At 74.2% G+C, this 14,251-nt stretch carries 10 protein-coding genes; 6 read left to right on the forward strand and 4 right to left on the reverse strand.

Annotation, left to right across the window (positions count from 1 at the left end):
* Positions 1–166: 166 nt before the first annotated feature.
* The gene (locus tag JYK02_RS13070; RefSeq protein ID WP_207051261.1) at positions 167–1,183 is read left to right on the forward strand and encodes a 2-hydroxyacid dehydrogenase; all 1,017 of its coding nucleotides are present in this window, start codon (positions 167–169) and stop codon (positions 1,181–1,183) included.
* Positions 1,184–1,195: 12 nt separating this feature from the next.
* Here JYK02_RS13070 and JYK02_RS13075 read toward each other — a convergent pair whose 3' ends face one another.
* Together JYK02_RS13075 and JYK02_RS13080 are read right to left on the reverse strand one after the other, a co-directional pair.
* Complete coding sequence (locus tag JYK02_RS13075; protein ID WP_207051262.1) at positions 1,196–2,620, reverse strand: MBL fold metallo-hydrolase RNA specificity domain-containing protein; 1,425 nt, start codon at positions 2,618–2,620, stop codon at positions 1,196–1,198.
* Entirely contained in the window at positions 2,617–5,079 is a 2,463-nt protein-coding gene (locus JYK02_RS13080; RefSeq protein WP_207051263.1) for an HAD-IC family P-type ATPase, read from the reverse strand. The genes JYK02_RS13075 and JYK02_RS13080 overlap by 4 nt, the downstream gene beginning before the upstream one ends.
* A gap of 325 nt (positions 5,080–5,404) precedes the next feature.
* Between JYK02_RS13080 and JYK02_RS13085 the strand changes: the two genes are divergently transcribed.
* Positions 5,405–6,694 carry a universal stress protein gene (locus JYK02_RS13085; RefSeq protein ID WP_207051264.1) on the forward strand — a complete coding sequence of 430 codons (1,290 nt, stop codon included), beginning with the start codon at positions 5,405–5,407 and terminating at the stop codon, positions 6,692–6,694.
* A 32-nt stretch (positions 6,695–6,726) separates the two neighbouring features.
* Here the strand turns inward: JYK02_RS13085 and JYK02_RS13090 are convergent, their stop codons facing one another.
* Entirely contained in the window at positions 6,727–7,485 is a 759-nt protein-coding gene (locus JYK02_RS13090) for a hypothetical protein (protein ID WP_207051265.1), read from the reverse strand.
* A 35-nt stretch (positions 7,486–7,520) separates the two neighbouring features.
* A complete protein-coding gene (locus JYK02_RS13095; RefSeq protein ID WP_207051266.1) occupies positions 7,521–7,787 on the reverse strand; it encodes a hypothetical protein in 267 nt (88 codons plus the stop codon).
* Positions 7,788–7,994: 207 nt separating this feature from the next.
* Here JYK02_RS13095 and JYK02_RS13100 point away from each other — a divergent pair, with 207 nt between their 5' ends.
* The 4 genes from JYK02_RS13100 (at position 7,995) to JYK02_RS13115 (ending at position 14,251) form a co-directional block, all read left to right on the forward strand.
* A complete protein-coding gene (locus JYK02_RS13100; RefSeq protein ID WP_207051267.1) occupies positions 7,995–8,855 on the forward strand; it encodes a hypothetical protein in 861 nt (286 codons plus the stop codon).
* 166 nt (positions 8,856–9,021) lie between these two features.
* Entirely contained in the window at positions 9,022–12,675 is a 3,654-nt protein-coding gene (locus JYK02_RS13105; RefSeq protein ID WP_207051268.1) for an annexin, read from the forward strand.
* 13 nt (positions 12,676–12,688) lie between these two features.
* The gene (locus tag JYK02_RS13110; protein ID WP_207051269.1) at positions 12,689–13,318 is read left to right on the forward strand and encodes a hypothetical protein; all 630 of its coding nucleotides are present in this window, start codon (positions 12,689–12,691) and stop codon (positions 13,316–13,318) included.
* Between the two features lie 12 nt (positions 13,319–13,330).
* Positions 13,331–14,251 carry a hypothetical protein gene (locus JYK02_RS13115; RefSeq protein WP_207051270.1) on the forward strand — a complete coding sequence of 307 codons (921 nt, stop codon included), beginning with the start codon at positions 13,331–13,333 and terminating at the stop codon, positions 14,249–14,251.

Raw genomic sequence — 14,251 nt, forward strand, 5'->3', positions numbered from 1 at the left:
GGCCGGGGGCGCCCCCGCAGGAATTGCGCGGCCCCGCGTGCGCTCCGCAACGCTTGCGCCCCGCGGCACTCCGGACCGATGTCACCGCCGCGCATGGCGGATGCAAGGTGCGGGGACGGAAAAGCTCGCGGCCGCGCCGTCCAGCGGTCCCCCAAGGAACACGTCCATGCGCATCGCCTTCTTCGACACCCACCGCTTCGACCGCACGGCCTTCGAGGCGGCCAACGCCACGTCCGGCCACGCCCTCACCTGGTTCGAGCCCCGCCTGACGTCCCAGACGGTGGGGCTGGCGGCGGGCTTCCCCGCGGTGTGCTCCTTCGTGAACGACCGGCTGGACGGCCCCTGCCTCCAGGCGCTGGCGGCGGGCGGCACGCGGCTGGTGGCGCTGCGCTCGGCGGGCTTCAACCACGTGGACCTGGAGGAGGCGGGCCGGCTGGGCATGGCCGTCGTGCGCGTCCCCGAGTACTCGCCGCAGGCCGTGGCGGAGCACACCGCCGCGCTGGTGCTCGCGCTCAACCGCAAGGTGCACCGCGCCTATGCCCGGGTGCGGGAGTGGAACTTCTCGCTGGACGGGCTGGTGGGGTTCGACCTGCACGGCAGGACGGTGGCCCTGGTGGGGCTGGGGCGCATCGGCCGGGCCACCGCGCGCATCTTCCACGGCTTCGGCTGCCGGCTGCTCGCGGTGGACCCCCGGCTGTCCGCGGACGACGCGAAGGCGCTGGGGCTGGAGCCCGTGACGCTGGAGGACGCGCTGGGCCGCGCGGACATCCTCTCGCTGCACGTGCCCCTCACGCCCGCCACGCGCCACCTCATCGACGCGAAGGCGCTCGCCCGCATGAAGCCCGGGGCCATGCTCATCAACACCGGGCGCGGGGCGCTCATCGACAGCCACGCCCTGCTGGGCGCGCTCAAGTCCGGCCACCTGGGCGCGGCCGGCCTGGACGTGTACGAGGAGGAGGAGGGCATCTTCTTCCAGGACCTCTCCGGCCAGGTGCTCCAGGACGACGTGCTCGCGCGCCTCCTGACGTTCCCCAACGTGCTCGTCACCGCGCACCAGGCCTTCCTCACCCGCGAGGCGCTGGACGCCATTGCCCGGACCACGCTGCAGAGCGTGACGCGCTTCGAGCGGGGCGAGCCCCTGGGGGTGACGGAGGTCCGGGCCGAGCAGGTGCTCCCGCGCTGAAGGCCCGGCCCCCTACTCCAGCGTCACGCGCTCGCCGTCGCGCGCCACGCGCACATGCCAGCCCATGCGTTCGCGGATGCTCTCCGCCAGCGCCTGGCTGGCGTCGGGCTCTCCGTGGACGAGCCAGGTCTCGCGCGGGGGGCGCGGGAACGTGCGCAGCCAGCCGAGCAGCTCCTCCCGGTCCGCGTGCGCCGACAGGCCGTCCACCGTCTCCACGCGCGCCCGCACGGGGACGTCCTCGCCGTGGATGCGCACCCGGGCCGCGCCGTCCTGGAGCGCGCGCCCCCGGGTGCCCACGGCCTGGTGGCCCACGAGCACCACCGTGTTGCGCACGTCCGGCAGCAGGTGCTTCAGGTGGTGCAGCACCCGGCCGCCCGTGGCCATGCCGCTGGCCGCGAGGATGACGCGGGGGCCCGTCCTCTCCGTCAGCGCCCGGGACTCCTCCGGGGTGCGCACCCAGTGGCGCTCCGAGGCGCACAGCGGACAGCGCGCCTGTCCGGTGAGCCGCAGCATGTCCACGTCATGGTCCTCCGGGTGGCGGCAGTAGAGCTCCGTCACGTCCTGCGCCATGGGGCTGTCCAGGAACACGGGCACGTGCGGCAGGCGCTGCTCGGCGCGCAGGCGGTGCAGCGTCCAGAGCAGCTCCTGCGCGCGCCCCACCGCGAAGACGGGGATGACCACCGCGCCGCCCTGGTGGGCCGTGCGCGTGATGATGCGCGCCAGGTGCCCCTCCGGCCAGGTCGCGTGCACGCGGTCGCCATAGGTGGACTCCAGCAGCAGCACGTCCGCCCCGGGCACGGCTTCCGGGTCGCGCAGGATGGGACGGCCCGGACGCCCCAGGTCCCCGGAGAAGACCAGGTGGCGCGCGGCGTCTCCCCTCCCCCAGGCCACGTCCACCGTGGCCGAGCCAAGGATGTGGCCCGCGCGCCGGAACGTCACCTCCAGCCCCGCCCCCACCGAGAAGGGCGTGCCGTAGGGGTGCGTGCGCAGGAGCGCGAGCGCACGCCGCGCGTCCTCCACCGTGTAGAGCGGCAGCGCGGGCTGGTGCTTCGTGTAGCCGTGGCGGTTGGCCCGCTCCGCGTCCTCCTCCTGGAGGTACGCGGAGTCGAGCAGCAGCGGGCCCAGCAGGTCCGCCGTGCCCGGCGTGCAGTGGACGGCCCCCTGGAACCCGCCGCGCACCAGCAGCGGCAGGGCCCCGGAGTGGTCCAGGTGGGCGTGGCTGAGGACCACGGCGTCCAGCGTCACCGGGTCGAACGGCGGCGGCGCCCAGTTGCGCTGGCGCAGGGCCTTGAGCCCCTGGAACAGGCCGCAGTCGAGCAGCACACGGCCCTTCTCGCGGCCCTCCCGCTCCAGCAGGAACCGGGAGCCGGTGACGGTGCCCGCCGCCCCCAGGAACCGCAGCGAGACCGTGGACGCCGCCTCATCCCTCACGTTCATGCCCTGCTCCTTCGCGTCATGCCGCGCGCCAGCAGCTTGCGCAGCTCCAGCACGCTCACCGGGATGAGCCCCAGGCCCAGCGCGAGCGCGAGGTGCGCGGCGTCCAGCGGGACGAGCGAGAAGAACGCGGCGAGCAGGGGCACCTCCGGCAGCGCGACCTGGAGCGCCAGCGTGCCGGCGACCACCCCGAGCAGCGGCCCGTTGCTGAACGACCCGACCTCCCAGTGGACCATTCCGGCGCTGCGCGCGGCGAAGGCCCGCAGCACCTGACAGAACACCAGCACGGTGAACGTCAGGGTGCGCGCCTCCTCCTGCGACATGCGTTCGAGCGCCCAGAGGAAGGTGCCCAGCGTGACACACGCATCCAGCAGGCCCGTGGCCAGCACCGACGCCCACTCCCGCCGGCCCAGCATGGGCTCCTCCGGCCTTCGGGGCGGACGCCGCATGACGTCCGGGGGCGCGGGGTCCATGACCAGCGCCAGGGCGGGCAGCCCGTCCGTGACGAGGTTCACCCAGAGCAGGTGCAGGGGCAGCAGCGGCAGGGGCAGTCCCAAGAGCGACGCGCAGAGCATCAGCACCAGCTCACCGCCGTTGCCGGCCAGCAGGTAGACGAGCGTCTTGCGGATGTTCTCGTAGATGCCGCGCCCCTCGCGCACGGCCGCGACGATGCTCGCGAAGTTGTCGTTCGTGAGGATGAGGTCGGACGCCTCGCGGGTGACCTCCGCGCCGGTGCGGCCCATGGCGATGCCGATGTGCGCCTCGCGCAGGGCCGGGGCGTCGTTCACGCCGTCGCCCGTCATGGCGACCACCTCTCCGCGCGCCTTCCACCCCCGGACGATTTGAAGCTTCTGTTCCGCCGTGGCCCGCGCGTGCACGATGCCCTCCGGGGATTCGCCCTCGCGCAGGAGGCCCAGCTCCTTCGCGATGGCCAGGGCCGTGGCGGGGTGGTCGCCGGTGATCATCACCGTGCGCACCCCGGCCTCGCGCGCCGCGCGCACGGCCTCCACGGCTTCGGGCCGGGGCGGATCCGCCAGGCCCACCAGCCCCACCAGCGTGAGGTCCCGCTCCTCGGGGCCCTTCCCCTCCGCCACCGCCAGCACGCGCAGGGCGCGCCCCGCCAGCGAGGCCAGGGCCTCCGTCACGCCCGGAGGCACCTGCTTGCACAGCGGCAGCAGCGCCTCCAGCGCGCCCTTCACGTAGAGCACGCCGTCCGAGCGCAGGATGCTCATGCGCCGCCGGTCCGAATCAAAGGGCTGCTCCGACACGCGGGGGCGCTCGCGCTCCACGTCCGCGCGCTCCACGCCCGTCGCCCGCGCGGCCACGAGCAGCGCCAGCTCCGTGGGGTCGCCCGCGCCGGGCCCCTCCTGGCCCCGCGCCGGCAGCTCCGCGTCACAGCACGCCGCGGCCACCTCCAGCACGCGGTGCGCGGACGCCGGGGGCCACACCTCGCGCACCTCCATGATGCCCAGGGTGAGCGTGCCCGTCTTGTCCGTGCAGATGACCGTGGCGGAGCCCAGCGTCTCCACCGCTTGCATCCGCCGCACCAGCACGTGGCCCTTCACCATGCGCTGCACACCCACCGCGAGCGCGAGCGTCACCACCGTGGGCAGCCCCTCCGGCACCGCCGCGACCGCGAGCGCCACCGCCGCGAGCAGCAGCGCCACGCCCGACTCGCCTCGCATCAGCCCCAGCCCCGCGACCAGGGCCCCCACCGCCACGCACAGCACCAGCAGCATGCGGGTGACGCCCTCCAGCCGCTGCTGCAGCGGGGTCTGCGACACCTGCGCCGTGCGCACCAGGTGCGCGATGCGGCCCAGCTCCGTCTCCATGCCGGTGGCCGTCACCTCCGCGACCGCCGTGCCCGCCGCCACGGACGTTCCCATGAAGACGCGGTCCCTGCGCTCCGCCAGCGGGGTGGAGTCCGGCAGCGCGCCCACCTGCTTGTCCACCGGCGTGCTCTCCCCGGTGAGCGCCGCCTCCAGGGTGAGCAGCGCGTGCGCGGTGAGCAGCCGCGCGTCCGCGGCCACCACGTCCCCGGCCTCCAGCACCAGCGCGTCCCCCGGCACCACCTGGGACGCCGGAATCACGGCGCTCACGCCGTCGCGCAGCACCCGTGCGCCAGGCGCGGTGAGCGCGCGCAGGGCCAGCACGGCGCGGTCCGCGCGGTACTCCTGGAGGAAACCCACCAGCGCGTTGAGCACCACGATGGTGGCGATGGCCACCGCGTCCGCGCCCTCCCCCAGCAGCGCCGCCACGCCGCACGCCCCCAGCAGCAGCCACACCATGCCGGAGCGGAACTGACGGGCCAGGAAGCGCCACGCGGAAGCGGGCTGCTCGCGCGTCAGCGTGTTGGGGCCATGCTGGCGGAGCCGCGCCTCCGCCTCCTGCTGGCCCAGCCCCATGCGCTGCTCCGGAGCCGCCGCCACCGCCACCGCCACCTCGCCATGTGCCGCGCTCACCGCGCCACCTTCCTTGGGGAGCGCCCGCCAGGGCATCGCGCGCGGAGGCCGCGCTCGGGGTCCAGCCAGCCAGGTAGGCTCATCTCGGGTCGCTCCGGCGCCAGGGGTTGTCCGGCCGGATTGCGAAGCCCGTGCCGCGAGGAGATGGCAGGCCCGGAGCAGCGGAGCGCGCAGCTTTTGCGCCCGCGCCCCCAGCCACCGCAAGCGTTGCGCGGGCGGGGGCCGGGCGCGCCGGGCCGGCGGACGGCACGCATCCTGAAAAGGCCTGGGGGCAGCAATGGGGCGTGCCCCCAGCGTTCGCCAACCCTCCATCCGGAGTCATTCCATGTCCATCGTCTGCGCAACCGACCTCTCCGAGGGTTCCCGTCAGGCCGCGGAGGTGGCCGCGCGCATCGCGGCCCGCCGGGGCCAGCCGCTCTGGCTCGTCCATCAAATCCATCCGGATCAGCTCCGGGTCGCGGCCGAGCCCGTGCGCGAGGGCCTGCGGGCGCTGCTGCGCGAGGAGACGCGGCGGCTGGAGCCCCTGGGCGCGCGGGTGGAGTCCACCCTGCTGGAGAGCGCCTCCGCGCGGGCCCTGGCCGTCTTCTGTGAAGCGCACGAGGCGCGGCTGCTGCTGGTGGGGACGCCGCGCGACGAGCCCGCCGCCCTGGGTTCGGGCGTCAGCCTGGAGCGCATCGCGCGCAACTGCGCGGTGCCGCTGCTGCGGGTGCGCGACGCCGCGCCCTTCGAGGCCTGGCTTGGAGGGACCCGGCCCCTGCGCGTGATGTTCGGCGTGGACCGCTCCCACGGCAGCGAGGCCGCCCGGCGCTGGCTGACGGAGCTGGCCGCGGATGGGCCCCTGGAGCTGCTGGCGGGGCACGTCTACTACGCCTTCGAGCAGTGCCGGCGCCTGGGGCTGCCCACGCCCATGAACCTGGATGAGGTGGCGCCCCGCATCGAGGAGGTGCTCCACCGGGAGATCTCGGCGCTGGCGGCCCCGGACACCGGCGCCGCGCCGCGCGTGCACCTGCGCATGGCGGTGGGGCGCGCCGCGGACCACCTGGTGGACCTGGCCCGCGAGGCGGAGGCGGACCTGCTGGTGGTGGGAACGCACCCGCACAACGTCCTGGGCAACCTGGCCTCGGTGGCGCACCACGCCCTGCGGCTCGCGCCCATGGCGGCGGCCGTGGTGCCGGTGACGCCCGCGGCCTCCCGTGGCGAGGCGCCGCTGCCCCAGGTGCGGCGGCTGCTGGTGGCCACGGACCTGTCGCCGCTCGCGGACGAGGCCATTCCGTTCGCCTTCGCGCTGGCCCCCACGGGCGCGGAGGTGCACCTGGTGACGGTGGTCCCCGAACGCGCCGGCGCGGACCTCCACCGCGACCTGAAGCAGCGCCTGATGGAGCGCGTGCCGCGGGGGCTGGACACCCGGAACGTCACCACGCGGCTGGAGGTCCTCCACGGCGAGGACGTCGCGCTCGCGCTCGTGCAGGCCGCGGAGCGGATGGACGCGGAGCTGGTCTGCCTGGGCTCGCGCGGCCACGGGGGCATGAAGGAGGCGCTGCTCGGGTCGGTGGCGCGCAAGGTGCTGGCCCAGAGCCGCCGGCCCGTGCTCGTGCTGCGTCCGCCCGTGCGCTGAGAAGCGCGGACATCCCCGGCGCTCGCGCTTCTTCAGCGGGCGCCGGTGACGACGACGGCCTCGGGGGTGCACGCCAGCAGCGCCGCCAGCTCCTGAACGCTCTGCTCGCGGCGCACCCGCAGGGCGAGCACCTCCAGCTCCAGCGCCTGGTTCGCGCGCAGGAGCGCGAGCACGTCCTCCAGCGGCACCCGGCCCTCCACCAGTCCCCCCCGGGCCCGGGCGAACGCCTCCGCCTGGACGGGCACGAGCGCCGCCAGCGTGGCGAGCCGCGCCTGGAGCCCCGCGTGCTCACGCACGTATGCGCGCACCAGCTCGCGCCTGGAGGCGTCGTGAACGCGCGCCAGGAGGGGGGCCGGGTCCAGGGTCACGTCCGCGAGCCACGGCTCGGGCGGGTCCCCCGGAAGCCGCCGGAGCGCGGGGTCCAGCTCCAGCCCCGCGGCCAGCAGCCACCGGGCACGCTGGTCGGCCCGGGCGGCCACCCGTGCATCGAGCGCCGCCAGCTCCCGCTCCAATCGCCGCCGGTCGCGCTCGGGCAGCGGCGCGACGTCCCGCTCTGTCTCCGGGCCCGGGTTCCGCGTGCCGCGCGACAGCAGCTCCGCGACGTCATCGCGCGCCGCCGCCTCGATGCGCGCCGCCTCCTCGTTCTCCCGCAGGCGCAGCCCGGCCTGGGCGGCCTGCCGGGCACGCTCCCCGGACGCCACGCCCATCCGCGCGAGCCCATCCTGCGCCAGCGCGCCAGGAGGCCCCAGACACAGACACAGGGAGAGCAGCAGCCGGTGCGGGAAGCGCATGAGGGAACCCGACCGCCGGGGCAGGCCGCGGGCGCTCACCGGCGGGGCGCGGCGCGCCCGTCCCGGTGCTCGTGGATCTCCTTGTTCAGCTCGCGCAGGTGCCGCAGCAGCTCATCCATCAGCCACTGCCCTTCCCGCGTCATCTCGTCGGCCCGCTGCTCGGCCTCCCGCACCTGCGGCTCCAGCATCTGCCAGCGCTCGCGGACCTCCATCCCCGCGAGGTGCATCTTCAACCGCAGTTCGTCGCGCAGCGTGCGAACCATCTCCAGCTTCGGCATCTGCTTCAGGGTGTTCTCAGCCATGGTGTGCCCCTTCCGGTCCGAAGACCGCGCCCCCTTCCATTGCATCAACGGCGCCAGCCCCACGGCGCCCTGGAGGGTTTCGCGTCCGCGCAATTCCTGCGGAGGCACGCGCAAGAAAGGCGCGCACCCCCTGGCAAACACAGACGCGCGTCGCCTCCCGCGGCGTCTGGATTCACAAGCGGCGCGGCGCGGATAGAGTCCTGGCCCATGCACGTCCTGCATCGCGGTCAGGCCCCTCAGCAGCCCCTCCTCCTGCGGCCCCTGTTCGGCGGGGTGCAGCGCATTGGCCTTCGCTCGGAGACCACCACCATGCTGCGCGACGCGGGCCGCAGCAGGCCCGGCGTCCCCATGCCGGGCGTGCAGATGGTGATGGCCGTGGAGGTGCTGCGCGTGCTCCCGGACGGCGCCGCGCGCTACCGCTTCACGCTGGAGGAGGTGGACCTGCTCGTCGCCGCGCGCACGCCCGTGCGCACCGTGGAGGCGGCGCGCGCGCAGCTGTCGCCCCTGCCCGGCCTGAAGGGCGAAGGCCAGGTGGATCCGCGCGGCCGCTCCAGCGGCTTCGAGTGGAAGCTGCCCGCGGACCTCGCCGCGCCCGTGCGCGGTCAGATGCAGCAGCTGGCGGGCCTTCTCAAGGACCTGGGCAGCTTCCTGCCCACCGAAGCCGTGGGCGTGGGGGCCCGCTGGGAACAGCAGGGCGCGGGGAGCGGAGCCCTCACCGGAGCCACCACGCGCGTGGAACTGCGCAGCCTGGAGGGCCTGTCCGTGGGGCTGCGCCTCCAGATGGAGACGCCGCGCACGCCCCAGCCCGTCCCCGCCTCGCTCCGCCCGCCCCCGGGTGAGAAGGGCGAGGCCACCATGCACACCGAGGCGAAGGGCCACGGCGGCTGCATGCTCTCCCTGGACCGGCTGTGGCCCGTCCGCCTGGAGCTGGACGTGGAGTCCCACGTCGCCGTCCGCGCCGGCACCGAGGACGCGCCCAAGCGCTTCGACGGGTTCACCACCTCCCGGCTCCAGGTCCGCGAGCTGTCCTTCACCCCGCCCCGTCTGCGTGCGGCTCGCACCGTGTAGGCGCATGCCCACCTGAAAATCCGGTCCGCCGGGTCATCCGGCAACCCGGGGCCGGGCTGGTGCGATAATAGGGAAAAGGATTGCACCCGGTGGCGGGGGACGCCGCGGTTCCAGGGCGCCAGCATTTTGGACCCACCGAGGGCAGAGCAGTCTTCGGAGACAGACGATGGCGATCGACGGACCTCGCAACAACGGCCTCCCGCGCACGCTCCCGCAGCAGCCGCCGGCGCCCAAGCCCGCTCCTCCCCCTCCACCCCCGCCGCCTCCGGCTCCCAAGCCCGCGCCCCGGGACAGCTCCAGCTTCGAGCCGCGCCCCCAGGCCCGGACCAGCGCGTCGCCGGGCGCGGCCGCCGCTGCCGCCGCCGCCGCCGCGAAGGCCGCCGCCGCAGCGAAGGCCGCCGCCGCAGCGACGACCGCGAACGCCGTCCCGCAGCGCAACACCGTCATCGGTCCGCCGGCCCCCGCTCAGCCTCAGGCGCCCGCCACCCCGCCGTACACCCAGGCCCAGGCGGACAAGGACGCCAGCGCCCTGCGTGAGGCCATGGACGGCGGCATGACCGGGTGGGGCACCGACGAGGACAAGATCTTCAAGACGCTGGAGGGCAAGACGCCGGATCAAATCGCGATGATCCGCCAGTCCTACCAGGACCACTACGGCAAGAACCTGGACGCCAAGATCCGCGACGAGCTGGGCGGCTCCGACCTGCAGCGCGCGGAAGGGCTGCTCCAGGGCAACGCGGCGAAGAGCGACGCGGTCAACCTCCAGTCGGAGATGGACAGCGTCTTCGGCTCCAACGAGGACATGCTCAAGGTGCTGGAGAAGCGCTCCCCCGCGGAGCGCCACGCCATCGCCCAGCAGTTCGCGGACCTGCACGGCGGCACGCCCGCGGGCCAGAAGCCCGAGGACGTGCTGCTCGCCCGCCTGAGCCGGGAGATGGACGGCGCGCAGCTGGCGCGCGCCCGGAGCATGCTCGGCGCGGGACAGGCCTCCACGCCCGCGGAGGCGAACGCGCTGGAGACGCAGGCGCTCAAGGCCGGCCTGGAAGAGGACATGGCCGGCTGGGGCACCGACGAGGGCCGCATCTTCGAGCGCCTGGAGCGGGCCACCCCGGAGCAGCGCGCCGTCCTCGCGCAGGACGCGGGGCTCAAGGCGAAGCTCAAGGACGAGCTGTCCACCGAGGAGTACGACCGCGCCATCGGCCTGATGCAGGGCAACCCGGCCCAGGCGGACGCGGCCCGGCTGCGCGAGGCCATGAACGGCTTCTTCGGCGCCGACGAGAGCGGCGTGCGCGACATCCTCCAGGGCAAGGAGAAGGACGAGCTCGCCGCCATCAAGGCCGAGTACCAGCGCCAGACGGGCAAGTCGCTGGAGAGCCAGATTCAAGGCTGGGACCGCGGCGACCGCGACGTCACGATGCGCCTGCTCAACCCGCCCGCCGCCAACGACAAGCAGGGCCAGGCGGAGGCCACCGCCGAGCGGCTGCACCTGGCCATGGACGGCCTGGGCACGGACGAGGACGCCATCCGCTCCGCGCTGGCCGGCAAGTCGAAGACGGACCTGGACGCCGTCGCCGCCGCCTACCAGCAGAAGTACGGCAAGGACCTGCGCGCGGAGCTGGACGGCGAGCTGGACGGCCGCGACGAGCTGGAGCTGCTCAAGCAGGACTACGACCTGGGCGCCATCGACCCCAACGACCCCAACGGCGCGCAGGAGCGCGTGCGGCGGCTGCGCGAGGTCCAGTCCAACGAGTCCGGCTTCGGCGTGAACCTGCTGGACGGCATCCAGCACCTCACCAAGGGCGAGTCCGACAACGACATCCTCAACCGCAACCTGGCCCGCGCCGACACGGCCATCCAGGCGGGTGACACCCAGCGCGCGAACACGCTGACGGGCTACGCCACGGACGACCTGACGGCGCTGCAGTCCGCCAAGGACTCGCTGGCGGAGACCACCGCCACCGTGGCCGTCGTCGCCGCCACCACCGTGGCCGTCGTCGCGACGGGCGGCGCGGCCACGCCCCTGGCCATCGCCGGGTACGCGACGGTGGGCGCCACCACGCGCGCGGCGACGTACGCCGCCATCCAGGGCGACGCGGCCGGGGCGCAGGACCTGAGCCGCCAGGCGCTCATCGGCGCCGTGGAGGGCGGCACGGCCGTGATTCCCATTGGCAAGGGCGCCAGCGCCGTCACGGGCGGCACGCGCGCCGCGGCCACCACCGCCACGGAGGCCGCGGCCCGCACGGCCGTGCGCGAGACGACGGAAGGCACGGTGCGCGCCGCCATCAAGCAGGGCGTGAAGGAGGGCGCCATCGGCGGCGCGGCGGGCGGCGCCACGGACGCGGCCACGCAGAGCGAGACGTGGAAGGACGGCGCCCTGACGGGCATGGGCCGCGTGGCCACCCGCGCGGTGACGGACGGCACCGTGGGCGCGGTGACGGGCGGCATCGTCAGCGGCGGCCTGGCCAAGGGCGGCGAGCTGCTCAAGCCGCGCGAAATCCCCGTGCTGCGCAACCCGGACCTGCCGGGCAACACCACCAAGGTGCGCTACGACAACGGCCAGGTGCGCATCGAGGCGGGGCCGCTCGCCACGCCCGCGGACATCGCCGCGCACCAGGACACGGCCCGCCTGCTCCAGAAGTACGAGGGGCCCACCGGGCAGATCCGCCAGCTCAAGGACCGCGTCCAGCAGGCCCTCACCAAGACGCCGGGCTACGGCACGCAGGGCTTCGAGTCCAAGCTGGAGGTGCAGAAGCTCAAGAACATCCTCGGCGGCCTGGAGGCGGCGCAGCAGCGCATCGACGACAGCATCGCCAGCATGAGCGGCAAGCCCTCCGCGGCCACCGTCGCCGAGCGCGCGGCGCTCCAGCGCGACATCGCCAACGTGGAGTTCCAGATTGAATTCCACGCGAAGCGGCTGGAGTCGCTGGCGCCGGGCACGGGCTCCGTGGCCATGCACGGCACGCCCACCGCGACGCCGGACTGGCCGGACGTGGGCAAGACGGTGAACACCGTGGGCCAGGTGCAGCCGCCCCCGACGGCCCCGATGAACGCGGCGGAGCAGGCCGCCATCAACGACCCGCGCCTGCCGACGGAGACGAAGCCCCAGTTCAAGGCCCGCCAGGCGGACGGGCACCGCGCGTACGCGGAGCGCACCTACGACCCGAAGACGCGCACCCAGGCGGAGCTCAACCGGGACATGGACCCGAGCCCCTTCACCCGGGTGGATCCGACGACCGGGCAGAAGGTGCCCGTGGAGACGCAGCAGTACGCCCGGGTCCGCGCGGAGAAGGCCCAGACGGAGATCCTGCGCCGCGGCGTCATCCGCGAGCAGCAGCTGGCGGACGCGTTCCCGAACGGCCCCACGCTCAACGTCAACGCCAACGACGCGGCCCACGGCGCCGCCCACAACGCGCACACCATCGACCGGCACGGCGCGGCGCTGCCCACGAACGTCGTGGACGCGCCTCCCGGAGCCCGCACCATCGAGAGCCGCGTCACCACGGGCGACGGCTGGGGGAGCATCGAGAACAACTCGTTCCAGTGGTCCAGCGACGCGACCATGGACGCGACCATCAACAAGTACGTCGCCGACAACTGGAGCACCATCAAGGACGAGCTCGCCCTGTACGGCTACAGCGACCGCCTGAACATCCCCGCGCCCCCTGGCGTGACGGTGGGCAAGGGCTTCACGGCCACGGTGGACACGGCGGGCAACCGGACGGTGTCCGCCGCCACCGCGGGCAGCTACAACATCCGGCTGCGCCTCATCGACGGCACCCCGCCGCAGGTGATGGTATTGACCGCCTTCCCTGGTCCCTGAGGCGAACCTCCCCATGAACGCCGATCCCAAGGCAAGCGCCCGCTTCGAAGAGCTCAAGGCACGCATGGAGGCCCTCCAGAAGGCGCCCGCGCTGGAGAAGGCGCGCACCTTCCTGGAGGCCTTCTGCGCCCCCAACGGGGCCCTGTCCGAAGTGGAGGACCAGATCCAGCACGCGCTGGGCTTCAACGCCATCCCGGTGCGGACGGGGCTCGAAGGGCTGGAGGCCGTGCTCGCGGACGCGAAGGTGCCGTCCGCGACGCTCGTGTCGCTGGCGCGTGAGGACGCGAAGCGCCAGGAGCTGCCCGCCACGCCCACCGCTGCCCGGGACTACCTGGGCCAGGTCGTGGCCGTGCTGCGCAAGCACCTGCCCAAGGAGCCCGAGGTCGAGGGCGTGGCCGGCTTCGGCATCGACGAGGTCTACAACCTGCGAGACCCAGCCGGGAAGCTGGAGCGGCTGCGCTGCATCGACGTGGTGGGCGTGGGCAAGGAGAGCTTCGCGGTGCTCGTGCCGGAGCACGCCAGCGAGGACAAGGGCCCCTTCACCGTCTACCGCTACCAGGCGGTGGTCGGGCAGCCCTTCAAGTACGACCGCGTGTCGGACGCGGCGCTCATCGCGAAGGTGCTCAAGGCGACCCAGGGCTGAGCCGAGGCCGCCGTGCCCCTGCCGCGCAACGACTACCTCCCGCAGCTCGCCGTCGTCGGAAACGCGCGGCTGCGGGGACACGACCTGCGGGCGCAGGTGATTGACGATCCCGGCGGCGCGGCGCTCGTGCGCGGGCCGGACGACTTCGGCGGCTTCGCCCTGCCGGACGGCGGCTTCGAGCCGTCGTTCTACGTCTGGCTGGACGTGATGAAGGCACGCGGGCTCGTCGCGCTCCGCGTGCTCACGGACAGCGACCCGGCGGACTGGATCCTCCAGGCGCCGCCCCCTCCCCTGCCCCGGTTGCCGGACTTCGTCCTCGTCTTCGGGGACCGGGAGACGGGCTACGCATTCCGCTTCGACGGCGACGCCACGGGCACGCGGGAGGTCTTCGTCCCGGTGGAGGTTCCCCGGAAGGTGGCGGTTCCAGCCGTGGACGCGGCGGAGCGCGAGCTGCTGGAGGCGACGCGCGACTCCGTGCGGTTCCTGGAGCTAAAGGTCCCGCGCGACGACCGCACCGCCGTCTTCCACGAGGCCATGGGGCGCGAGGCGCTGGAGCTGCTCACGGCCTCCGAGGCGCGCTTCGGGGAGCTGCTCGCGGCTCGGCGGCGGGCTCGGTTGAACCAGCTGCGCAAGGACTACAAGCCCCAGCCCGGCTACACGAAGGCGATGCGGCCGGCGGTGCTGGAGCAGGCGGACCGCGTCCAGCGGATGACCGACCTCGCGCGTGTCATGGAGGAGGCGGGGCTGTCCTGGCGCGCGCAGCGGCTGGCGCTGGTGACGTCAGGACTCCACCCGCTCAACATGCGCCACGAGCGCACGTCGGAGGACGTGCTCCCGGACTACGTGCGCCACCCCGGCTACATCGCGGTGGGCTCCAGGTTGGATCAGGCCGCGGCGGCCGCGCGCAACGCGGCGCTGAACGCCACGGCCTGA

The organism is Corallococcus macrosporus (genome assembly GCF_017302985.1).
Classification (GTDB): domain Bacteria; phylum Myxococcota; class Myxococcia; order Myxococcales; family Myxococcaceae; genus Corallococcus; species Corallococcus macrosporus_A.

Excerpts from the sequence above, each read along its gene's own strand:
- JYK02_RS13100 (WP_207051267.1), top strand. The coding sequence starts at position 7,995 with ATGCACGTCCTGCATCGCGGTCAGGCCCCTCAGCAGCCCCTCCTCCTG.
- JYK02_RS13075 (WP_207051262.1), bottom strand. The coding sequence starts at position 2,620 with ATGAACGTGAGGGATGAGGCGGCGTCCACGGTCTCGCTGCGGTTCCTG.
- JYK02_RS13110 (WP_207051269.1), top strand. The coding sequence starts at position 12,689 with ATGAACGCCGATCCCAAGGCAAGCGCCCGCTTCGAAGAGCTCAAGGCA.
- JYK02_RS13085 (WP_207051264.1), top strand. The coding sequence starts at position 5,405 with ATGTCCATCGTCTGCGCAACCGACCTCTCCGAGGGTTCCCGTCAGGCC.
- JYK02_RS13095 (WP_207051266.1), bottom strand. The coding sequence starts at position 7,787 with ATGGCTGAGAACACCCTGAAGCAGATGCCGAAGCTGGAGATGGTTCGC.
- JYK02_RS13105 (WP_207051268.1), top strand. The coding sequence starts at position 9,022 with ATGGCGATCGACGGACCTCGCAACAACGGCCTCCCGCGCACGCTCCCG.
- JYK02_RS13090 (WP_207051265.1), bottom strand. The coding sequence starts at position 7,485 with ATGCGCTTCCCGCACCGGCTGCTGCTCTCCCTGTGTCTGTGTCTGGGG.
- JYK02_RS13070 (WP_207051261.1), top strand. The coding sequence starts at position 167 with ATGCGCATCGCCTTCTTCGACACCCACCGCTTCGACCGCACGGCCTTC.